This is a genomic window from Haemophilus haemolyticus, assembly GCF_003490595.1.
In the GTDB taxonomy this organism is placed as follows: Bacteria; Pseudomonadota; Gammaproteobacteria; order Enterobacterales; family Pasteurellaceae; genus Haemophilus; species Haemophilus haemolyticus_L.
In genome coordinates this window covers 153,231-176,257 of record NZ_QQGY01000003.1, presented here as the reverse complement: position 1 = coordinate 176,257, position 23,027 = coordinate 153,231, and the positions used below count along the sequence as shown (strand labels likewise).

The window sequence follows — 23,027 nt, the reverse complement described above, 5'->3', positions numbered from 1 at the left end:
TCTGCTATACAATGCCAACGCGATTTTATTCCCAACAAGGAGCAATCAATGTATTTAGATCAAATCAAAGCAGAACTTGTGGAAGCACAAGATGTGTTAAACAAATTTATTGCTGATGAAAATAACAGTAAATTAATTCAAGAAGCCGCATTATTAATTTCCAATAGTTTTAAACAAGGCGGAAAAGTGCTTTCTTGTGGTAATGGCGGTTCACACTGTGATGCGATGCATTTTGCAGAAGAATTAACGGGTCGTTATCGTGAAAATCGCCCAGGTTATCCCGCCATTGCGATTTCAGATGCAAGCCATTTAAGCTGTGTAAGTAATGATTTTGGCTATGAATATGTCTTTTCACGCTATGTTGAAGCGGTGGGTCAAAAAGGCGATGTGTTATTCGGTTTATCGACCTCTGGCAATTCAAAAAATATTTTAAACGCCATTGAAGCCGCAAAAGCAAAAGGCATGAAAGTCATTGCGATGACAGGCAAAGATGGGGGCAAAATGGCTGGATTAGCGGATGTTGAAATTCGTGTGCCACATTTCCGTTATGCAGATCGTATTCAAGAAATCCATATCAAAGTTATTCATATTTTAATGATGTTAATTGAATTCGAGATGGCTAAAGAAGCCTAAAGTGCGGTTGATTTCAATCAAATTTTTAAAATCCCAAATTTTTTTGGGATTTTTTATTTACGCCACTTGCATAATTATGCATAAAAATGTAATATTTTTTCATCTTGTAAAGCATAGAGAAGAAAAATGGCTATTCGTGTTAAAAATCTCAATTTCTTTTACGGTTCATCACAAGCGTTATTTGATATTAACCTTGAAGCAGAAGAAGGCGATACCGTTGTGTTACTGGGCCCAAGTGGCGCAGGAAAAAGCACATTAATTCGTACATTAAATTTGTTAGAAGTGCCAAAATCTGGCGAATTAAGCATTGCAAATAATGATTTTAATTTATCCAATGCAATGGCAAATCCCAAAGCAATCCGACAATTACGCCAAGATGTAGGAATGGTATTTCAACAATATCACCTTTGGCCGCACTTAACTGTTATTGAAAACTTAATTGAAGCGCCAATGAAAGTGCGTGGCGTAAGCGAAAATGAAGCCAAAGCAGATGCAATGGAGTTGTTAAAACGTTTACGTTTAGAACAACTTGCTGATCGCTTTCCATTACATTTGTCAGGCGGGCAACAACAACGTGTAGCAATAGCCCGCGCCCTGATGATGAAACCACAAGTTCTGTTATTTGATGAACCAACGGCAGCATTGGATCCCGAAATTACAGCGCAAGTTGTAGATATAATTAAAGAATTACAAGAAACTGGCATTACGCAAGTGATTGTGACCCACGAAGTCAATGTGGCGCAAAAAGTGGCAACAAAAGTCGTCTATATGGAACAAGGTAAAATCGTCGAAATGGGATCGGCTGATTGCTTTGAAAATCCAAAAACGGAACAATTTAAACACTATCTTTCTCACTAGAAAATAAGGAGCTTACGATGAAAAAAACATTATTAACTGCAATTTTATTAGGCGCATCCGTAGCAGCAAGCGCACAAGAACTCACTTTTGCAATGGAACCTAGCTATCCACCATTTGAAACCACAAATGAAAAAGGCGAGATTATTGGTTTTGATGTCGATGTAGCGAATGCAATTTGTAAAGAAATCCAAGCAACCTGTAAATTCAAAGGCGAAGCTTTTGATGCATTAATTCCAAATTTAAAAGCAAAACGCTTTGACGCATCCATTTCCGCTATTGATATTACAGATGCGAGAGCAAAACAGGTTTTATTCTCTGATGCGTATTACGACAGCACAGCAAGCTATGTTGCTCTTAAAGGCAAAGCGACATTAGAAAGTGCAAAAAACGTTGGCGTTCAAAATGGAACCACATTCCAACAATACACAGTAGCTGAAACTAAACAATATACAACTAAGGCTTATGCGAGCTTACAAAGCGCAATTTTAGACTTAAAGAGCGGTAGAATTGATATGATTTTTGGCGATACCGCCGTGCTTGCTGACATGATTAGCAAAGAACCAGAAATGCAATTTGTTGGCGAGAAAGTAGCAAATAAAAAATATTTTGGTAATGGTTTAGGTATTGCAATGCACAAATCAAACAAAGATTTGGCTGCACAATTAAACAAAGGTTTAGCTGCAATTAAAGCAAATGGTGAATACCAAAAAATCTATGATAAATGGATGACAAAATAATCTATGAGTTATGATTTTCTTTCTTTAATGCTTACCGCAGCCCTAATGACTTTAGGGCTTGCGGTCTGTTCATTAATCTTAGGCTTATTTTTAAGCCTAATTTTTGCCGTGCTTGAAGCAAATCGTTTTGTTGGAAAACCAACAGCAATACTCATTGCCTTATTACGTGGCTTACCTGAAATTCTCGTTGTATTACTTGTCTATTTTGGTTCCACCGAATTAGTCGAAATGCTGACAGGAGAATACATTGAATTTGGGGCATTTGGCTGTGGTGTGTTTGCGCTTTCTCTCATTTTTGCAGCTTATGCTTCACAAACATTACGCGGCGCAATTCAAGCCATACCAAAAGGACAATGGGAATCAGGTGCAGCGTTAGGCTTAAGCAAAAGCTATACGTTCATTCATATTGTCATGCCACAAGTATGGCGTCACGCTTTACCGGGTTTAAGCAATCAATGGCTTGTATTACTAAAAGATACAGCATTGGTTTCATTAATCGGCGTGGACGATTTGATGCGCCAAGCAGATCTGATTAATACCAATACACATCAACCCTTCACTTGGTACGGTATTGCTGCGTTAATTTATTTAGCGGTGACATTAATTAGCCAAGTTGGTATTCGAAAATTAGAGCTGCGTTTTACTCGTTTTGAAAGGGGCGTGAAATAATGTTTCAAGAATATTTAACTGTGATCGCACAAGGGATCCCAACGAGTTTACTACTCACAGTCGTATCCTTACTGATTGCTTTCTTTTTAGCCTTATTTCTTACTTTTTTACTTTCAATGGAAAATAAATGGATAAAAAGTGCGGTCAATTTATACCTTACTTTATTCACAGGCACGCCACTGTTAGTACAGTTCTTTTTAATTTATGCAGGGCCCGGTCAATTCCAATGGATTATTGACAGCCCATTATGGTATGTCTTATCCAATGCGTGGTTCTGTGCCGCATTAGCTTTAGCACTAAACAGCGCAGCCTATTCCACCCAATTATTTCACGGTGCAGTGAAAGCTATTCCAAAAGGACAATGGGAAAGTTGTGCCGCATTAGGACTAAACCGCATACAAACTTTAAAAATTTTAATTCCTTATGCCTTAAAACGCGCATTGCCGTCTTACAGTAACGAAATTATTTTGGTATTTAAAGGCACGGCGTTAGCTTCCACCATTACCATTATGGATATTATGGGTTACGCACGCCAACTCTATGGTACAGAATATGATGCACTAACAATTTATGGCATCGCAGGTGGTATTTATTTAATTATCACAGGCATTACAACATTATTACTACGTAAATTAGAGAAAAAAGTATTGGCATTTGAACGTTTTGAAGTAAGCAAAGCATAAAGTGCGGTAAAATTTTTAGTGATTTTAAATCCCAACCTAGATTGGGATTTTCTATTTGAAAAGTAAAAGCTACTTCGTCACATCCTTGCCTTGTGCTATACTTTGCCAAAGTATAGTATTAGCGAGGAAAATAATGAATTTTGAGCAAATTATTGAACAACGTATTAAAGCCCTAAAAGAAGCCCATATCAGTAATCAAATTGAAGGAGCGGATATGGGCGATAGCGCATTTTCTACTATGCTTGAAAGAGCTAGCGCACCGATTACCAATGAAGAATTTGAACGACAAGAACTATTATTTGTTAAACAATTATTCGCCCAATAAAAAGACTACCTTAGCGAGAAATCGAATCTCTGATCATTTAATATTAATTACTACAGGTTGTATATAGTAATTTGTTAAAAGCACGTTAATTTTATATATCTCAAAATCAAAAAAAGATAAACGTAATGACAAACAAACAAACAAACAAACAAACAAACAAACAAACAAACAAACAAACAAACAAACAAACAAACAATACTAGCACTTTCCGCCAGAGGCACAACACCTTTTAAGCTGAGGCGATACATCTCTTCTGTGTTGTGTGGATTTATTTTTTCTGCACTTCCTCACACAAATCCAGTTCATTTTAAAGAAAACATCATTCTTTAGTCTCACTGTGTTTTTCAACGTTAAAACACGGCTGGGGTTTTCTTTGTCTTTTTTATTGTAAACATAAACGAAAAATCAAATCGAGGTTAGTATGAATCATATTTATAGAATTATTTTTAATCGGGCATCAGGCGTTTTTCAAGTGGTCTCTGAACTTGCTAAAGGAAAAGTAAAATCTGCAAAAACATCGGTAAAATTAACCGCACTTTGTATGGCATTAGTGAGTGGTGCGGTGTTGGCAGATGAACCTACGTCTACGTCAGCACCTGCTGCGGATAATACTCAGAAATTAACAGATTTAGAAAAGAAATATCAAGCCCAACAAACAAAAATAGAGGAACAAGAGAAAAAAATAGAGGAACAAGAGAAAAAACTAGCTGTATTAAAAAAATATGTTGGCACAATGCCTTACGATAAAGTAAAAGATAAAAAAGATGCATACATTAATAATCTTGAAGATGTGGCTATTGGTGTAGAGTCTAGAGTAAATAGTAAAGGAGGTGTTGCAATTGGCTATAAAACGAATGCTGCGAACAATTCTGTGGCTATAGGAAATAGTGCCACTGTTAGATTTGCTGGAGGCTTTAGCGTTGCAATTGGTTACGGTTCTCTTGTTACGAAATCTGGAAGTATTGCTTTAGGAGGATACGAGACAAAAGCTCAAGCTGATAGCTCAATTTCTATTGGTATATTGAATACGACTGGAGAACAAGCTGTTCAAGCGGTATCTATTGGGGCTGGTACTAATGCGTTAGGAAAATATTCTACTGCACTAGGCACTGGTGCTAGAGCGATAGGCGATAGAACAATAGCACTAGGAAACAGTGCAAAATCCTACAATTATGCTGGTATCTCCATTGGAGATTATGCTTTATCTCGTGGAGAAGATACCATTGCTATTGGGAGAAATAGTGAAATTGAAGATGCATCTAATTATTCCATCGCAATGGGTAACGGTGCATACGTTGGTAAAAAACGTTCTCCAGCAGCAGGCAGTATTCTTTATATAGATAAAGAGCGTGATACTCTCGTGGCAGATGGTAAGGTTGGAGAAACAGGTAGTCACCGTACTAAAAGTAATGATTATAGCATTGCTAATCCTGAACCTGAAAAACGATACAAAGGCTCAATTGCTATCGGGTTGAACGCAAAAGGCTATGGCTTTCAAACTATTGCCATAGGCGGCACGGCAGAGGCATCAGGATCTGATTCTTTATCAGTTGGTATTGGGGCAGAATCACGAGGACTCTATTCATCTGCACTCGGCTCTCACGCTATTGCTTATAAAGATTATTCTTCTGCATTTGGACATTTTTCCGCCGCTCGTGCAGAAAATTCCTTAGCTTTAGGAGCGAATACTCGTATTAACGAGGGCGTAAATGGCGGGGTAGCTTTAGGTTCAGATTCATTTAATAATCGTGATCTTGCTACTATCGGCTATGACATTAGTGAGCAAGCAACAAAACTTGAAATAAATGGCAATAAGAAACAAATGACCTTGTTAGGCGAAGCGGGTAAAAAATATCAGGAATTGCAAGCTGAAATTGCTCCTCTAAAAGAGGCTTATGAAAAAGAGCGTCAAAATTATGCCGACTTGGCAGAATTACGTAATATTCTTTACGATTTGCCGAAAAAAGAAGAGGAAGTTAATGGATTAAAAGCCAATATGGAAAAATTGAAAGCTGCAACTAATCCAAATCAAGCTGAGATTGACAAAGCAACTAAATCTTATGAAACAGCTAAAAATGAATTAGAAAAAATGCAGGAAAAATTGACCGCTCTTCAAACCAAAACAACTATTCAAGAAAAGGATTATGATAAAGCAAAACCACTAATTGAAGCTAAATTAACTGAAACGGAAAAGAAAGCAGATAAAGCCGAATCAGACCTAAATAAAAAACAACAAGAGCAAAATAAATTAGTTTCAACTTGGAAAGGCACTGCGGGTTCGGTTTCAGTGGGTAATGAAATAACAGGCATAACCCGCCAAATTACTGGCGTAGCTGCAGGGACGGAAGACACTGATGCCGTAAACTTGGCACAGTTGAAATCTGCAGGCTTGCGTTTTGCAGTTAATTCCGACAATCAAGGTTTTGCTGATACGGATAAAACCCACAACTTCTACAAACACGTGGGCGAAACGCTCTCTATTTTAGGCGAGAGTGGTGTTGGCTATAAAGCAGATTTGTATAGCAGTCGCAACTTGATTACTTATAACGACAATGACGGTATTCGCATTGCAATGAAAACTAATCCAGTATTTGACCGTTTAACCTTAGTCAATAAAGATGATCCGAGTAAATCTTTAGAACTTTATGCTAAAACAGGCGATGATGGTAAAGCCCATTTAATTCAGGCAGAAAAAGCACCTGAAACAGACAATGCAGTCAAAGAAAAACCACAAACCCCGAATAATGGAACAGACGGTAATCACAACACAGCAGGTCAAAGCGGTGCCAACGGACAAAATAGACAAGCTGGTGGCGCAGGCTCGACAGGTAATGCTGGTTCTGCTGGTAATCAAGGTACAAATGGAACAACAGGTCACAATGGTTCGGCAGGTCAAAGCGGTGCTAACGGACAAAATGGAGCAAACGCTAATCACGGTATAAATGGTAACAATGGAACAAATGGACTTTCTGCCAATGAAACTGATCTCACTCGTGCAGCAATCAAAGGATTGAATCAAGCGACTGGCGAAATCAATCGACAAATCCGAAAAACCACTCGTGAAAGCCGTGCGGGTATTGCCGCAGCAATGGCAATGGGGCAAATTTACCCAGTACAAGGAAAACGTTTTACCGTTGGGGCGGCAGCAGGGACTTATCGAGGACAATCTGCTGTTGCAGTTGGGGTTCGTTATACACCTAAACCGAATATGGTAATTAGCCTTTCAGGCTCTGCTGATACCAATAACGGTGTGGGTGCTGCAACTGGGGTAAGTTTTGGGTTTTAGCGTATTGAAATAATCCCAAAATAAATAACGGTGATTGTTTTAAACGATCACCGTTAAATTAAAGTGTTTTATAAAAAAGATTTTTGTATTCTAAAAATTAGAATCCGTAACCCACACCAACTTTCGCACCATAGTTATTAACTTTGGTACTATCAAAATTACCTAAACGATTGTACTCAATCCCACCATTAGCGTACCAGTTGCCATCTAATTTATATTTCGCACCTGCTACAACACCATATCCGAGCTTAATTTCTGAAGAACTTCTATATGGTTGGTTAGCTCTGTTATCATATTTAAACTGGTTAGCTGCAACACGAGCACCTACATAAGGCTGCACTTTAGAATTCGTGTCAAAATCATATAATACTGATGCACCTAAACCGTGAATTTTAGCACCATCAACTTTTCCATGATGAGTATAATCACCCGCAACACGCGTATTTCCTAATTTATAACCAACCGCTACACGAGGTTCAATTCGAGTATTATTACTGCCGTTTGCTTGAGTTTGAGATAAACCGATATCGCCTTCAGCATAGATATTCGCATTTGCAACAGAAGTAAAGGCAAATGCACCAACAATAACTGCTAATAAAGATTTTTTCATTGGATCACTCCTTTATTTATTGAATAAACTGGAAGAATATATCACAAAAATTATTCTATTTCATCGACAAAAACTAATTTTCCCTTACATTTTCTACATAAATATTCAATCTTTTCTCTCACTATTCTATTATGACGACGAGTACTTAGAAAATGTGTTTGGCATGCACAACAATATTCAAAGGTTTTACCTTGCACATTTTTTATATCAAATTGATGACAAGTATCCGCAGGAAGCTTAAAAATTTTATTCATTACAAGCTGCCACTCTTTCCCATGAGGTTTTACACGGCCAAACATTTGATACACAATCAAATGCGCAAGCTCATGCGGTACAACTTGTCGAATAAATTCATCTGCATTTTCTAATAACAAAGTGCGATTAAATTTTATTTCATTTTTTTGTAGGTAAGCCACGCCTGCCTTTATGCCACGCAACTCATAATTTACCTCAGGCATTGTAAATTTTCGCTTAAAATAAGCCTCTGCAAGCTGAAAAGACTGATTCAATTTACGTTGCACTTGCATTTTTAAATGACGAAATGGAATGAGTGATATTGATGTCATGATTGAAAAGAAAAAACTGCTAAATAAGCAGCTTTCATATGATAGAATAACCAGTGGTTGGTCAGGTACGTTATTGCCTGACTGGCGGGTCAGGCAGTAACTCAATCTCGATCAGCTTTGTTTAACAACTCTGAAAGGAGATAGCCTTATGATAAAAATCATCTTAATGATTATTATCGGGTTCTTGTTGCTGTCCTTTAGCTCCCCAGCTTGGTAGCAACCTAAACCAACTAAGGCAACAAGAAACCTTGTTGCCTTCTAAATATAAGCCTTTCAAACTAAAAATTCAAGCCTATTATTTTAATCCTGCTGCAACACGCAATTCTGCTGCGCGATCCACTTTTTCCCAAGGGAATTGTTCACGACCGAAATGACCATAAGCTGCCGTTTCACGATAGATTGGTTGGATTAAATCTAACATTTTAATTAAGCCATAAGGACGTAAATCAAAAAATTCACGCACTAATGACACTAATAATTCATTCGCAACTTTTCCAGTTCCAAAGGTTTCAACCATGATAGAAGTAGGATCAGCCACACCAATCGCATAAGAAAGTTGGATTTCACAACGATCTGCCAAACCAGCTGCCACAATGTTTTTTGCGACATAACGTGCAGCATAAGCAGCGGAACGATCTACTTTAGATGGATCTTTTCCTGAGAATGCGCCACCACCGTGACGAGCGGCACCACCGTAAGTATCTACGATAATTTTACGACCAGTTAAACCACAATCCCCCATCGGTCCACCAATAACAAAACGGCCAGTCGGATTAATGAAGAATTTTGTTTCTTTAGAAAGCCATTCACTTGGTAATACAGGTTTGATAATTTCTTCCATCACACCTTCATGTAAATCTTTTTGGCTAACTTCTTCAGAATGTTGAGTAGAAAGTACAACCGCATCCACACCAACAATTTTATTATCTTCATATTTTAACGTGACTTGGCTTTTCGCATCAGGGCGCAACCATGCTAATTTACCGCTTTTACGCACTTCAGCTTGTTTTTCCATTAAACGATGTGCATAAGTAATAGCTGCTGGCATTAATACATCTGTTTCATTGGTGGCATAACCAAACATAATACCTTGGTCTCCTGCGCCCTGATCTAATGGATTTTCACGATCAACGCCTTGATTAATATCTGCAGATTGTTTACCAATCGCATTAAGCACCGCACAAGAATGGCCATCAAAACCCATTTCAGAATGTTCATAACCAATATCACAAATCACTTTACGCGTTAAATTCTCAATATCGACCCATGCTGATGTTGTAATTTCACCACCAACCAATGCCATACCAGTTTTTACATAGGTCTCACAAGCTACTCGAGCTTTTGGATCTTGTTTTAGGATTTCATCAAGTACCGCATCAGAAATTTGATCGGCAATTTTATCTGGATGCCCTTCAGAGACAGATTCAGATGTAAATAAATAGCTAGACATATTTTCTCTCTTTTTCTTTTAAATTTGGATGTATTGACGTATAGACGGCTATAATACGTATTTTTGCTTAATAAGCAAGCGGTATTATGGGTTAATCGTAGCAGGAATAGCCAACCAATTACGCAGAATTTGTTCACCAAAATCAGACATATAAGATTCTGGATGAAACTGAACACTATAAATTGGTAACGATTTATGCTGAATCGCCATTACCACGCCCTCATCACAAAGTGCGGTAATTTCTAGGCAATCAGGAAAATCTTCTTCCTGTACGCCCCAAGAATGATATAGCCCGATATTAAATTCGCTTGGAAGGCTAAAAAATAATGGAGAATTTGACCGCACTTTTAATGTTCGTTTCTGCCCATGACGGACTTTCTGTAAGTTATACAATGTACCACCAAAAAATTCGCATAAGGTTTGATGCCCTAAACACACACCTAAAATAGATTTTTGCTGATAATATTTTTCCAACATGGAAAAAAGTTGTGGATAAGCGCGTGGCACATCAGGCCCCGGTGAAATCAATATATGACTATAGTTCTCCGCTGTATTTTCTTTCAAATCTTCCACGTTTAAAACATCATAAGGCACATTTAATTTTCGAATTAAATCCACCAAATTAAAAGTAAAAGAATCGTGATTATTAATGATGAGTAATTTCATAACCGCTCGGCATTCGTTATAATCGGGCAATTTTACGCAAAATGGCACAAAGCACAATGCAACATTTTATTGAACAGGCTAATCATTATGGCAAACAACGCACGCCATTTTTCTTTCTCATTGATTTTGAAAAAGAAAAGCCATTGATTTGTCCTCTCGAAAATTCTGCACAACAAGGCATTTATTTTGATATTTTAGGGAAAAAAAATAGCACAATTTTTCCACAACCTATCCCTCTTAATTTTACCAAACATCCAATGCCCTTCTCGCGTTATCAACAAGGTTTTGAACTTGTTCAAAGTGAATTGCAAAAAGGCAATTCTTATTTATTAAATCTCACCTACCCCACTGAAATTTCAGGAAATATTTCACTTGAACAGATTTTTCATCAAACAAATGCACCTTATAAATTGTGGTTAAAAGATCAATTTGTTTGCTTCTCACCAGAATGTTTTGTCAATATTCATGACAACAACATTTTTACTTATCCCATGAAAGGGACAATTAATGCATCTCTGCTCGATGCAGAAAATCAGTTGCTCACAAATGAAAAAGAACAACGCGAACATTACACGATTGTTGATTTGATGCGTAACGATTTATCCATGGTGGCACAAAACATTCAGATGAAAAAATTTCGTTATATCGATCGTATCAAAACACAAAAAGGTGAAATACTGCAAACCAGTTCTGAAATTTGCGGAAAATTGAATGAAAACTGGCAAAATCAAATTGGGGATATTTTAGCGACACTCTTGCCTGCCGGTTCCATTAGTGGCGCGCCAAAAGAAAAAACCACACAAATTCTTCAACAGGCAGAAAAACAAAAACGCGGTTATTACACAGGAATTTTTGGCATATTTGATGGTAAAACACTACAAAGTGCGGTGGCAATTCGATTTATTTCCCAAGTAGATGAAAAATTCTATTTTCATAGCGGAGGCGGAATTACCATTCATAGCAATGTGCAAGATGAATATGAAGAATTGTTAGAAAAAGTCTATTTACCGATTGAAGGTGCTCATTAATGTATCCTCTATTTGAAACCCTTTGTATTGAAAACGGGAAAATTCAAAATATCGATTTACACCAAGCGCGATATGAACGTAGTTTGCGTGAATATTATGGCGAAAGTGCGGTGAAAATTTTTAATCTTTTTTCACTCATTCAACTGCCTGCTTACTTACAAAATCGATTAGTTCGCTGCCGCATTGATTACAATGCCGAAACCACACAAATTCAATATTTTGAATACTATCGAAAAATTTACCGCACTTTTCAACCTATAATTTTTGACGATATCGAATATGGCTTGAAATATTCTGATCGCAGTTTAATTAATACATTATTTACTCAACGAGGCACTTGTGATGAAATTATTATTATCAAAAATGGAAAAGTGACAGATTGTTCCATTGGGAATTTAATCTTCCGCCAAGGAGAAAAATGGTACACACCAGACACCCCATTACTTAGAGGCACACAACGAGAAAAATTATTACAAGAGGGGAAAATTCAAGAAAGCACAATATTCCAAGAAGATATTGTCAATTTTGATGAAATTAAAATCATTAATGCAATGAATAGCTTATAAAAAATAAGCCGACTGATTCAGTCGGCTTATTTTTTATTTTTCAGAATTTTTCAATAATTCCGCATGAGCTTTTTTCTGACTTTTCATTTTCGCACTGATCTCTCGACGTTGCGTAGAAAGCTCTGCATTACGAATCGTATAATCATCAACACGACCTTCATAGTCATCACGCATACTTTCAATAATTCCACGCACCTCTTCTATGGTCATATCATCACGAATATATTGATTTAAGTTATCTAACAATAATACGCGTTTTTGATTGTCACGGATTTTACGATTATTGTCTTCCATGTCGCGCTTAATTTTGTTTTTCGAACGATACATACGCACGTATTCCAACACTTCTTGGAAAGATTGCTTGTTTACAGTTTCCATAATGACTCTCTTTTAGTAAGAAAATTGATGGCGGTAATGTAGCCTCTTTTTGGTAATTCGTCAAAAGCTGAAAGTAAATTTTGTGAGTCAGCTCAAAAAAATTTTTTATTTACCGAAAAACCGTTGATTCTCTGCTTTTGTAGTGATAAAACAGATCCAACTATCTACAAAAATAAGGAAACACAATGTCACAAGTCTTTAATTTTAGCGCTGGCCCAGCGATGATTTTTCCAGAAGTGCTACAAAAAGCACAAGGTGAACTGACAAACTGGCTCAATCAAGGTGTGTCCGTGATGGAAGTAAGCCATCGCGGTAAATATTTCATGGAACTTATTGCTCAAGCAGAAAAAGATCTACGTGAGGTTTACAATATTCCTGATAACTATCGCGTACTTTTCCTACAAGGTGGTGCTCGCGGTCAATTTGCAGCGATTCCGATGAACTTAATCGGTAAAAAAGGCAAAGCCCTTTATTTAAATAGTGGACATTGGTCAGCGACAGCGGCAAAAGAAGCAAGAAATTTTGCAGAAATTGATGAAATCACTATCGTAGAAAATGGCGAACAGACTCAAATTACCGATCTTGATTTTAGCCATATTGCTGATCAATATGACTACGTTCATTATTGCCCGAATGAAACTATTAGTGGTGTAGAGATTTTTGATGTACCAAATGTGGGCGATGCCATATTGGTCGCTGATATGTCTTCAAATATTCTTTCACGCCAAATCGATATCAGTAAATTTGGTGTAATTTATGCTGGTGCGCAAAAAAATCTTGGTCCTGCGGGCATTACATTAGTCATTATTCGTGATGATTTAATCGGCAATGCACGTAAAGAAACCCCATCTATTTGGAATTATGCTACTCAACGTGATGCAGACTCAATGATCAATACACCACCAACATTTGCTTGGTATTTATGTTCCCTCGTATTTAAACATCTTAAAGAGATGGGGGGCTTAGCAGTGATCGCAAAACGTAATACGCTAAAAGCACAAACCCTTTATGATTATATTGATTCGAGCAAACTTTACCGCAATGTGGTAGCAAAAGAAAACCGCTCAACAATGAATGTCACTTTCATCACTGGTAATGCTGAATTAGATGCAAAATTTGTCGCAGAATCTACTGCTGCGGGCTTACAAGCTTTGAAAGGCCACAAGGTTTTAGGTGGAATGCGAGCATCTATTTATAATGCTATGCCACAGGAAGGCGTTGAGGCACTCATTTCATTTATGAAAAAATTTGAAGCTGAAAATCTTCCTCAATAGTTAAAGAACATTTTCAATGGGCGTATTTACTACGCCCAAATTTACTTGAAAATTCATCCTAATCCACATCAATATTTTCAAATAACACTATGCAGTACATCAACATTGCCAATCGTGGCGTACAATCCTTATCCCCTTATCAAGCAGGCAAACCCATTGAAGAATTAGAACGAGAACTTGGTATTTCCAATATCGTTAAACTTGCCTCAAACGAAAACCCATTTGGTTTTCCAGAAAGTGCAAAAAAAGCAATTTTCGAACAATTAGATAAACTGACTCGTTATCCAGATGCGAATGGCTTTGAACTAAAACAAACTATCGCAAAAAAATTTGGCGTTCAACCAAATCAAATTACGCTCGGAAATGGCTCAAATGATTTATTAGAACTTTTTGCTCACACTTTCGCAACCGAAGGCGATGAAATCATTTATTCACAATATGCCTTTATCGTTTATCCTTTAGTAACTAAAGCGATTAATGCAATTTCGAAAGAAGTTCCAGCTAAAAATTGGGGGCACGATTTACAAGGATTTTTGACCGCACTTTCTGATAAAACAAAGCTCATTTACATTGCTAATCCCAATAATCCAACGGGTAATTTTTTAACGTCACAAGAAATTGAAGATTTTTTAGTAGAAGTTCCCCAAAATGTAATCGTGGTATTAGATGAAGCCTACACTGAATTTACCAGATCTGAAGAACGAGTAGACTCATTCCGTTTATTAAAAAAATATTCAAATTTAATTATTTCACGCTCTCTTTCTAAAGCCTATGGTTTAGCAGGTTTACGCATTGGTTATGCTGTATCTAATCCAGAAATCGCAGATTTATTAAATCGAGTTCGACAACCATTTAACTGTAATTCTTTGGCATTAACCGCTGCAGTTGCCGTAATGAATGACGATGAATTTGTTGAGAAAGTAGCTGAAAATAATCGAGTAGAAATGCGACGTTATGAAGAGTTCTGCCAACATCATCAATTAGAATATATTCCTTCCAAAGGAAATTTTATAACGATTGATTTCAAACAATCTGCAGCCCCAATTTATGATGCGTTATTACGCGAAGGCGTAATTGTTCGCCCTATTGCTGGTTATGGCATGCCGAATCATTTACGCATAAGTATTGGTTTACCTGAAGAAAATGATCGATTTTTTACCGCACTTTCTAAGGTATTAAAACTTGCCTAGACTATGTGTTCAATAAAAACAAATTTATTTGTATAAAAAACCCGCTATAAGCGGGTTTCATTTTTCTCATATCTTAAGCGTGTTTTGCTGCCACTTCTGCTAATAAAGTTTGTAATTCACCAGATTGATACATCTCTAAAATGATATCACAACCACCAATTAATTCCCCCTCTACCCATAATTGCGGGAAAGTTGGCCAGTTTGCATATGCTGGTAATTCAGCACGAATATCTGGATGTTGCAAAATATCCACATAACCAAAAGGTACTTTACAATTCATCAATGCTTCAGATGCACGAGCAGAAAAGCCACAAGATGGTAATTTTGGTGAACCTTTCATATAAATAAGAATTGGATTTTCACTAATTTGCTTTTTGATTTTGTCTAAGGTTTCCATAATGTTCCCTATAAATAAATGAGTACCTCATTCTATCACAAGTTAAAACTTGATTGAAATGCTTGGTTTTAGATTCATATAAAACAAAAGGCCTAAACCGAAGTTTAAGCCTTTTGCTGTATTTAATCTTTCGTTAAACGAATACTAAAATTATTTAGTACCGTTAACTGCGATTTCTACACGACGGTCTGGAGCAAGACATGCGATAAGCGCTTTACGACCTTTAACTTGGTCACAAGTTGCGCCAGTCACTGGGTTTGCTTTACCATAACCAGTTGCAGAGATTGCATCTGCAGAAACACCTTTAGACACGAAGTAGTTAGCTACAGTGTCAGCACGACGTTGAGAAAGTTTTAAGTTACCAGCGTCAGAACCGATACGGTCAGTGTAACCAGCAACAGCTACTTTAGCGTTGTTAACTTGTGCGATTTCACCGTAGATACCATCTAAAGCTGCTTGAGCTTGTGGTTTTAAGTTTGCTTTACCGAATGCGAAAGTCACATCAGAGTTTAAGTTGAAAGTTTTGCTTACAACTTCAGGTGCTGCTACAACTGGCGCTGCGCCTTGACCAAAACGGTAAGAAATACCCGCGTTGATAGAACCAATCCAAGGGTTGTAGTTGATTGCACTATTTGGTCTATCTTGTTCGCGGTATTTACCTACACGAGTTAACCATTGGTATTCTAAACGAACCGCTAACTCTGGTAATACTGCATATTCTGCACCCACTGCAAATAAGCCAGAGGTACGTAAGCTGTGACGACCTTCTTTGTGATCACGAACGCCATCTGGATCGTAGGATTTATAATCAGAACGAACTAAAGCAACACCTGCTTTACCATAAACATCTAAGCCATTTAACACTTCATAGCTACCTTTTAAGCTTAAGTGAGTACCGTGGTTAGTGTGTTTTACTGCTACTTTACCAGCATCTTTGAATTTAACACGACCGAAATCATCGTAACCTAATTCAACCGCTAAACCTAAGTTATCACGATTTAAGATTTGGTAACCACCAAATACTCCATAAGTGAAAGAATTACGATGATAACCAAAACCACCTTCACGAGCTATAGCACGAACGCCATCGTGGAAAGATGCTTGACCAGCTTTAACACCTGCATAGAAAGTGTTTTCTTGTGGAGCTGCTTGAGCTACTGAAGCAGCTGCTAAACCAGCAACTACTAATGCGATTGCAGTTTTTTTCATTTTGATGTCCTCTATTTAGTCATCGAATAGTAATAAAAAAGTGTCCTTGTTTATACTGAACTTTTAATTAAAGTTACATTCTAAACAGTCGCTTAACTAGGGTTTTGAATTTGCCCTACTTTTTACCTTTTGACAAATTCAATTCCTTTGTTTACGCCAAAGGAACGTTCAAAAGTGCGCCTATTATCCTATAAAAATTGAAAAGATCAAATTCTTTTGAACTTTTTGTTTATTTTTTTATCCAAAAATACTCTTTTCTTGACTAATTTACTCCATAAAAAGCTTCTTAAAAACGCTCAAAATCTAATTCGACATTGTTCGCACCTTAAGATATTATCGAGAACACCCAGCTATTTATATCTTTAAATGAGTTAAATGCTATGTTACCAAGCCTAAATCGCACTCCACAAATTGAACAAGATGTCCTTAACTATCTCCAAGCACTTAAAAAACAACATTTTGAAGGAGATATCGCTACAAATTATGCAGATAGATTAAGTCTTGCTACGGATAACAGCGTTTACCAACAGCTTCCACAGGCTATTCTTTTTCCAAAAACTGTTGCTGATATAGTGCGTATAACAAAATTGGCAAATTTACCTGAATATCAATCTATCAGCTTTACGCCTCGCGGTGGAGGCACTGGCACTAATGGTCAATCCATTAATAACAATATAATAGTGGATCTTTCTCGTCATATGACTGCCATCTTAGAACTCAATGTAAAAGAACGTTGGGTTAAAGTACAAGCAGGTGTCGTAAAAGATCAACTTAATCAATTTTTAAAACCACATGGTTTATTCTTTGCTCCAGAGTTATCCACCAGCAATCGAGCGACTTTAGGCGGAATGATTAACACAGATGCCTCGGGGCAAGGTTCATTACAATACGGTAAAACATCTAACCACGTTTTGGCATTGCGTGCCGTATTAATGAACGGTGAAATTTTAGATACAAGTGCGGTCAATTCTGTTGATGTTTTAGAAAACATTGATGCGCTTGAATTAAGTGAGAGTAGCAAAAGACTCCATCAAACAATCGCACAACACTGTAAAGAAAAAAGAGCGGTAATCATTAAAGATCTGCCACAACTTAACCGTTTTCTAACAGGTTACGATCTGAAAAATGTATTCAATGAAGATGAAAGTGAATTTAATCTCACTAGAATTCTCACTGGTTCTGAAGGTTCTCTCGCATTTATTTGCGAAGCCAAACTCAATCTTCTGCCTATTCCGCAGTATCGCACGCTCATCAATATTAAATATCGTTCTTTTGATGCAGCATTACGCAATGCGCCCTTTATGGTAAAAGCCAATGCACTTTCTGTGGAAACCGTTGATTCCAAAGTTTTAAACCTCGCCAAACAAGATATTATTTGGCACTCGGTGAATGAACTTCTTACAGAAGATGAAAAAGATCCAATTCTTGGTTTAAATATTGTGGAATTTGCTGGTAATAATAGAGAAAAAATAGACCGCCAAGTTACCGCACTTTATCGCTTACTTGATGAAAAAATCGAACACAACCAAGATCACATTATTGGCTATCAAGTTTGTTCTGATTTACATTCTATTGAACGTATTTATGCAATGCGAAAAAAAGCCGTGGGCTTACTTGGTAATGCAAAAGGTGCAGCCAAACCAATTCCTTTTGTAGAAGATACTTGTGTCCCTCCAGAAAATCTTGCGGATTACATTAGTGAATTTCGTGCTTTATTAGACCAACACAATTTACAATATGGCATGTTTGGTCACGTCGATGCGGGCGTGTTGCACGTTCGCCCTGCGCTTGATTTATGCGATAAAGAACAAGTGAAATTATTTAAACAAATTTCAGATGAAGTGGCAGAACTTACGATTAAATATGGTGGATTACTCTGGGGAGAGCATGGAAAAGGCGTGCGTTCCCATTACGGCGAAAAATTCTTTACGCCAGAACTCTGGCAGGAACTTAGTTATATCAAAACCTTGTTTGATCCGAACAATCGCTTAAATCCTGGTAAAATCTGTACGCCTTTGGATTCCAAAGAGGAACTTTATTCTATTCTTTCGCCGATGCGAGCTGATAACGATCGGCAAATTCCTATCACAATACGCGATGAATTTAAAGGTGCAATGAACTGCAATGGAAACGGTTTATGTTTCAATTTTGATGAACACAGCATTATGTGCCCATCGATGAAAGTCAGTAAAAACCGTGTATTTTCGCCGAAAGGTCGCGCAGCCATGGTTCGAGAATGGCTTAGATTAATGGCGAATGAAAATGTTTCGCCCGAACAATTAGACTTCCGTAAAACAGAAATAAAACTAACCGCACTTGTGAAAAGACTAAGCAATACAGTTCAAAAATGGCGAGGCGATTATGATTTTTCTCACGAAGTGAAAGCTGCGATGGATACTTGCCTTGCTTGTAAAGCCTGTGCAAGCCAATGCCCGATTAAAATTGATGTACCAAGTTTCCGCGCGAAATTCTTTCATTTTTATCACAGCCGCTACTTACGGCCCGCAAAAGATCACATTGTGGCAAATTTAGAAATCGCAGCGCCTTATATGGCAAAACAGGCAAAATTCTTTAATTATTTTACCAAGCTAAAAGTCACGCAAACATTAGTGGAAAAAACGCTAGGCATGACCGATTTGCCCTTGCTTTCAGAACCTAATTTGCAACAACAGCTGGTGGAAATTCATTATCAAGGCAAATCCTTGGAAGAATTGGAAGACCTAAGTGCGGTAGAAAAAAACGATATTTTATTTATTGTGCAAGATCCTTATACCTCTTACTATGATGCAAAAGTGGTACGCGATTTTGTTATGCTTACACAAAAATTAGGCTTTAAACCAATTCTGTTGCCATTTAAACCAAACGGCAAAGCAATGCACATTAAAGGCTTCTTAAAACGCTTTAGCAAAACAGCACAAAACCAAGCAGAGTTTTTAAATCGAATGGCAAAATTAGGCATTCCACTTGTAGGCGTTGATCCAGCCATCGTGCTGTCTTATCGAGATGAATACAAAGAGGCACTACAAGAAAAACGTGGCGACTTTCACGTTCTCACCGCACACGAATGGTTAAAACAAAGATTACAAAATGCGACGTTACAAGATAAACTGAAAAACATCGCCAAAACTGACCGCACTTCCAATTGGTATTTATTCCCGCATTGTACGGAATCTACCTTTATGCCAAACAGTCTAAAAGAATGGCAAGAAATTTTTGGAAGATTTGGGCAACAACTGAATGTAGAAAAAGTAGGATGTTGCGGTATGGCTGGTGTATTTGGACATGAAGTGCAAAATCAAAAAATGAGCCGAGAAATCTACGATGTATCGTGGCATAAAAAACTGCATGGAAAAGATCCGCACTTTTGTTTAGCTACTGGTTATTCTTGCCGCAGTCAGGTAAAACGTTATGAACATGTGGTGCTAAAACACCCTGTGCAGGCCTTACTTGAGATATTTAAATAAAGAATGATAACTTGCCTTCCCCTGCTTGCGGGGGAAGGTGCCCGAAGGGCGGAAGGGGGATATAGGGATATAAGGATATGCGAAATAAAAATAAACGATTAGCCCAATATGCTACAGAATTAAGACATAATATGACAGATGCAGAGTATGCACTATGGTACCATTTGAGAAATAAACTCTTTTGTGGTATCCGTTTTAATAGACAGGTTATTATTGGTCATTACATTGTGGATTTTTGCAGTAGAAAATTAAAACTTGTTATTGAATTAGATGGCATTCAGCACGTAGAACAAGAACAATATGATTTAGAAAGAACAAAATTCTTAACAGCACAAGGCTATAAAGTTATTCGGTTTTGGAATGATGAAGTACTAAAAAACATAGATAATGTACTTGAGGCAATTTATGTTGAAATTGAGCATTTATCCCCCCTCAGCCTTCGGCGGCTCCCCCCATAAATGGGTGGAGCCAAGATTAGAAGTTATAAAATAAATAATGATAACTTACCTTCCCCTGCTTGCGGGGGAAGATGCCCGAAGGGCGGAAGGGGGATATAGAGATATGCGAAATAAAATTTTGGAATGATGAAATATTAAAAAAATAGATAATGTACCTAAAACAATTTATGTTGAAATTGAACATTTATCCCCTCTCAGCCTTCGGCAGCTCCCCATAAATAGGTGGAGCCAAGATAATTGATAATATGGAATAGATTAAATGCTCTGGAAAAAAACTTTTACCCTTGAAAACTTAAATCAACTTTGTGCTAACAGTGCAGTTAGCCATCTTGGCATTGAAATTTCTGCGTTTGGCGAGGATTGGATTGAAGCGACAATGCCAGTGGATCATCGTACTATGCAGCCGTTTTGCTTATTACATGGCGGGGTTTCGGTTGCTTTAGCTGAAACAATTGGTTCCCTTGCGGGTTCGCTTTGTTTAGAAGAAGGCAAAACTGCGGTGGGATTGGATATTAATGCCAATCATCTTCGCCCAGTTCGTTCAGGTAAAGTGACCGCGAGAGCCACGCCAATTAATTTGGGCAGAAATATCCAGGTTTGGCAAATTGACATCCGCACAGAAGAGAATAAACTTTGTTGTGTTTCTAGATTAACCCTTTCCGTAATCAATTTATGACAAAACCAGTAAAAATCGGCGTATTACTTGCCAATCTAGGTACGCCAGATAGTCCGACACCGAAGTCAATTAGCCGTTATTTATGGCAATTTTTAACGGATCCTCGCGTGGTAGATTTACCACGTTGCAAATGGTATCCACTGCTAAAAGCCATTATTTTGCCATTGCGTTCAAAACGTATCGCTAAAAATTATCAAGCGATTTGGACAGAACAAGGCTCGCCTTTACTTGCCATTTCACAACAACAAAAAGACGCATTACAAGCCTATTTAGATAAACAAAATATCGATACTCAAGTAGAAATTGCCATGACGTACGGCAATCCCTCAATGCAAAGTGCGGTGAAAAACTTGCTTAAAAATCAAGTTGAGCGAATTATTGTTTTGCCTCTTTATCCTCAATACTCTAGCTCAACCACGGGCGCAGTATTTGATGCTTTCGCTAACGCCCTTAAAGAAGAACGAGGATTAGTGCCTTTTGATTTCATCCATTCTTATCATATTGATGAAAATTACATTAACGCCTTAGCCAATTCCATAAAAGCGCGGTTAAACTCTGATGAGTTTTTACTATTTTCTTATCACGGTATTCCTCTGCGTTATGAAAAAATGGGCGATTATTATCGTGAACATTGTAAACAAACAACTATTGCAGTTGTTAATAAACTGGGCTTAACAGAAAACCAATGGGGAATGACGTTTCAATCTCGCTTTGGGCGTGAAGAATGGCTACAGCCTTACACCGATAAATTTTTAGAATCTGCTGCAACACAGAACATTCAAAAAATTGCCGTTGTTTGCCCTGGTTTTTCCGTTGATTGTTTAGAAACCATTGAAGAAATTGACAAAGAAAATCGAGAAAATTTCCTAAATAATGGCGGACAATCTTATCAATATATTCCCGCACTTAATGTAGAGCATACACATATTGAAATGATGGGAAAATTGATCCTAGAAAAACTTGCTTAATAACAGAAATGGTAAAACGTTTCTAAAATCTTCCGCACTTTGCTAAAATCAGCCATTATTTTTTCACAAGGATAAAACATGGCTGATTTTCCTTTTATCGTTGACATCAACAAACAAAATCTTACTGAAATACTGCAACAATCCTTAGAAAAACCACTTGTCATCAATTTTTACGCGCCAACACATAAAGAATCGGCGGATTTTTTGGTGCTACTTGAGCAAGTTGCAGAACAATATCAAGGACAATTTATTCTTGGAAAAGTAAATTGTGAAAAAGAGCAAATGATTGCCGCACAATTCCGCATCCAAGCATTGCCAACCACCTATTTGTTTAAAGAAGCACAGGCATTAGATGCATTTCCAGACGCACTTGATAAAGCGTCATTAATCCAACGATTAAGTATTATTTTACCGAAAGAAGAAGATTTAAAATTCCAGCAAGCGTTAGATTTCTTGCAAGTAGAAAATTATGAGGCAGCATTGCCATTATTGAAAGATGCATGGGAACTTTCTGATAAGAAAAATAGTGATGTCGCCCTACTCTACGCTGAAACCTATATTGCAATGAAAAAAACAGAGCCAGCACAGGAAATTCTAAAACAAATTCCATTGCAAGATCGTGATAGTCGTTGGCACGGATTACAAGCACAAATTGAGCTACAGATTCAAGCTGCCGATACACCTGAAATCCAACAATTACAGGCTGATTATGCTAAAAACCCAACACCTGAAATCGCTATAAAACTTGCCATACAACTTCATCAAGCTGAACGAAATGAAGAAGCACTGACACTACTTTTCGGTATTTTAAAAACCGACTTAGGCGCGCAGAATGGTGAAGTGAAACAACAATTTTTATCCATTTTAAGTGCAATGGGCAATGCTGATCCGTTAACAAATAAGTTTCGCCGATTGCTTTATTCACTGCTCTATTAA

23 protein-coding genes are annotated in these 23,027 nt (G+C 37.4%); 16 read left to right on the top strand and 7 right to left on the bottom strand.

Annotated features, from left to right (window positions below; genetic code table 11):
* The first annotated feature begins 48 nt into the window (after positions 1 to 48).
* From lpcA to DV415_RS03550, 7 genes are all read left to right on the top strand, one after another.
* Positions 49 to 633 (top strand): D-sedoheptulose 7-phosphate isomerase, encoded by a 585-nt coding sequence (lpcA, locus tag DV415_RS03580; protein ID WP_118782104.1) that lies wholly within the window; start codon positions 49 to 51, stop codon positions 631 to 633.
* Positions 634 to 759: 126 nt separating this feature from the next.
* On the top strand, positions 760 to 1,491 hold the full coding sequence (gene artP, locus DV415_RS03575; protein ID WP_118782105.1) for an arginine ABC transporter ATP-binding protein ArtP: 732 nt from the start codon (positions 760 to 762) through the stop codon (positions 1,489 to 1,491).
* A gap of 17 nt (positions 1,492 to 1,508) precedes the next feature.
* Positions 1,509 to 2,228 carry a lysine/arginine/ornithine ABC transporter substrate-binding protein gene (locus DV415_RS03570; protein ID WP_118782106.1) on the top strand — a complete coding sequence of 240 codons (720 nt, stop codon included), beginning with the start codon at positions 1,509 to 1,511 and terminating at the stop codon, positions 2,226 to 2,228.
* A gap of 3 nt (positions 2,229 to 2,231) precedes the next feature.
* Positions 2,232 to 2,897 (top strand): arginine ABC transporter permease ArtQ, encoded by a 666-nt coding sequence (gene artQ / locus DV415_RS03565; RefSeq protein ID WP_005646437.1) that lies wholly within the window; start codon positions 2,232 to 2,234, stop codon positions 2,895 to 2,897.
* Positions 2,897 to 3,580, top strand: a complete 684-nt coding sequence (artM, locus tag DV415_RS03560) for an arginine ABC transporter permease ArtM (RefSeq protein WP_118782107.1) — start codon at positions 2,897 to 2,899, stop codon at positions 3,578 to 3,580. Before artQ ends, artM begins: the two co-directional genes overlap by 1 nt.
* A gap of 133 nt (positions 3,581 to 3,713) precedes the next feature.
* The gene (locus tag DV415_RS03555; protein ID WP_105898688.1) at positions 3,714 to 3,905 is read left to right on the top strand and encodes a hypothetical protein; all 192 of its coding nucleotides are present in this window, start codon (positions 3,714 to 3,716) and stop codon (positions 3,903 to 3,905) included.
* A 421-nt stretch (positions 3,906 to 4,326) separates the two neighbouring features.
* The gene (locus tag DV415_RS03550; protein ID WP_118794418.1) at positions 4,327 to 7,191 is read left to right on the top strand and encodes an ESPR-type extended signal peptide-containing protein; all 2,865 of its coding nucleotides are present in this window, start codon (positions 4,327 to 4,329) and stop codon (positions 7,189 to 7,191) included.
* A gap of 97 nt (positions 7,192 to 7,288) precedes the next feature.
* Here DV415_RS03550 and DV415_RS03545 read toward each other — a convergent pair whose 3' ends face one another.
* From DV415_RS03545 to DV415_RS03530, 4 genes are all read right to left on the bottom strand, one after another.
* The gene (locus DV415_RS03545) at positions 7,289 to 7,801 is read right to left on the bottom strand and encodes an opacity family porin (protein WP_118782109.1); all 513 of its coding nucleotides are present in this window, start codon (positions 7,799 to 7,801) and stop codon (positions 7,289 to 7,291) included.
* Between the two features lie 50 nt (positions 7,802 to 7,851).
* Positions 7,852 to 8,367 carry a SprT family zinc-dependent metalloprotease gene (locus DV415_RS03540; protein WP_118782110.1) on the bottom strand — a complete coding sequence of 172 codons (516 nt, stop codon included), beginning with the start codon at positions 8,365 to 8,367 and terminating at the stop codon, positions 7,852 to 7,854.
* Positions 8,368 to 8,662: 295 nt separating this feature from the next.
* Positions 8,663 to 9,817, bottom strand: a complete 1,155-nt coding sequence (gene metK, locus DV415_RS03535) for a methionine adenosyltransferase (RefSeq protein WP_005627231.1) — start codon at positions 9,815 to 9,817, stop codon at positions 8,663 to 8,665.
* Positions 9,818 to 9,901: 84 nt separating this feature from the next.
* Entirely contained in the window at positions 9,902 to 10,483 is a 582-nt protein-coding gene (locus tag DV415_RS03530) for an anthranilate synthase component II (RefSeq protein ID WP_118782111.1), read from the bottom strand.
* A 41-nt stretch (positions 10,484 to 10,524) separates the two neighbouring features.
* Here DV415_RS03530 and DV415_RS03525 point away from each other — a divergent pair, with 41 nt between their 5' ends.
* Both DV415_RS03525 and DV415_RS03520 read left to right on the top strand, forming a co-directional pair.
* Positions 10,525 to 11,511, top strand: coding sequence for an aminodeoxychorismate synthase component I (locus DV415_RS03525; RefSeq protein ID WP_118782112.1), 987 nt, complete (start codon positions 10,525 to 10,527; stop codon positions 11,509 to 11,511).
* Positions 11,511 to 12,077, top strand: a complete 567-nt coding sequence (locus tag DV415_RS03520) for an aminotransferase class IV family protein (RefSeq protein ID WP_118790266.1) — start codon at positions 11,511 to 11,513, stop codon at positions 12,075 to 12,077. The genes DV415_RS03525 and DV415_RS03520 overlap by 1 nt, the downstream gene beginning before the upstream one ends.
* 33 nt (positions 12,078 to 12,110) lie before the next feature.
* Here DV415_RS03520 and DV415_RS03515 read toward each other — a convergent pair whose 3' ends face one another.
* Positions 12,111 to 12,455, bottom strand: a complete 345-nt coding sequence (locus tag DV415_RS03515) for a DUF496 family protein (RefSeq protein WP_005630430.1) — start codon at positions 12,453 to 12,455, stop codon at positions 12,111 to 12,113.
* Between the two features lie 185 nt (positions 12,456 to 12,640).
* On the opposite strand from DV415_RS03515, the gene serC reads away from it, so the two are divergent.
* A complete protein-coding gene (gene serC / locus DV415_RS03510; protein ID WP_118782114.1) occupies positions 12,641 to 13,729 on the top strand; it encodes a 3-phosphoserine/phosphohydroxythreonine transaminase in 1,089 nt (362 codons plus the stop codon).
* Positions 13,730 to 13,818: 89 nt separating this feature from the next.
* Complete coding sequence (gene hisC, locus DV415_RS03505) at positions 13,819 to 14,919, top strand: histidinol-phosphate transaminase (RefSeq protein ID WP_118790265.1); 1,101 nt, start codon at positions 13,819 to 13,821, stop codon at positions 14,917 to 14,919.
* A gap of 73 nt (positions 14,920 to 14,992) precedes the next feature.
* Here the strand turns inward: hisC and grxD are convergent, their stop codons facing one another.
* The gene (gene grxD, locus DV415_RS03500) at positions 14,993 to 15,316 is read right to left on the bottom strand and encodes a Grx4 family monothiol glutaredoxin (RefSeq protein WP_005627223.1); all 324 of its coding nucleotides are present in this window, start codon (positions 15,314 to 15,316) and stop codon (positions 14,993 to 14,995) included.
* A 150-nt stretch (positions 15,317 to 15,466) separates the two neighbouring features.
* The gene (gene ompA, locus DV415_RS03495; protein ID WP_118790264.1) at positions 15,467 to 16,525 is read right to left on the bottom strand and encodes a porin OmpA; all 1,059 of its coding nucleotides are present in this window, start codon (positions 16,523 to 16,525) and stop codon (positions 15,467 to 15,469) included.
* Positions 16,526 to 16,905: 380 nt separating this feature from the next.
* Here ompA and ydiJ point away from each other — a divergent pair, with 380 nt between their 5' ends.
* The 5 genes from ydiJ to DV415_RS03465 all read left to right on the top strand — a co-directional run bounded on the left by ydiJ (position 16,906) and on the right by DV415_RS03465 (position 23,027).
* Entirely contained in the window at positions 16,906 to 19,989 is a 3,084-nt protein-coding gene (gene ydiJ / locus DV415_RS03490; protein ID WP_118791495.1) for a D-2-hydroxyglutarate dehydrogenase YdiJ, read from the top strand.
* A 77-nt stretch (positions 19,990 to 20,066) separates the two neighbouring features.
* Complete coding sequence (locus DV415_RS03485) at positions 20,067 to 20,447, top strand: endonuclease domain-containing protein (RefSeq protein ID WP_192879083.1); 381 nt, start codon at positions 20,067 to 20,069, stop codon at positions 20,445 to 20,447.
* A 259-nt stretch (positions 20,448 to 20,706) separates the two neighbouring features.
* Positions 20,707 to 21,123 carry a hotdog fold thioesterase gene (locus DV415_RS03475; protein WP_065245214.1) on the top strand — a complete coding sequence of 139 codons (417 nt, stop codon included), beginning with the start codon at positions 20,707 to 20,709 and terminating at the stop codon, positions 21,121 to 21,123.
* Complete coding sequence (gene hemH / locus DV415_RS03470; RefSeq protein ID WP_118790262.1) at positions 21,120 to 22,091, top strand: ferrochelatase; 972 nt, start codon at positions 21,120 to 21,122, stop codon at positions 22,089 to 22,091. Before DV415_RS03475 ends, hemH begins: the two co-directional genes overlap by 4 nt.
* Before the next feature lie 78 nt (positions 22,092 to 22,169).
* The gene (locus tag DV415_RS03465; RefSeq protein WP_118790261.1) at positions 22,170 to 23,027 is read left to right on the top strand and encodes a co-chaperone YbbN; all 858 of its coding nucleotides are present in this window, start codon (positions 22,170 to 22,172) and stop codon (positions 23,025 to 23,027) included.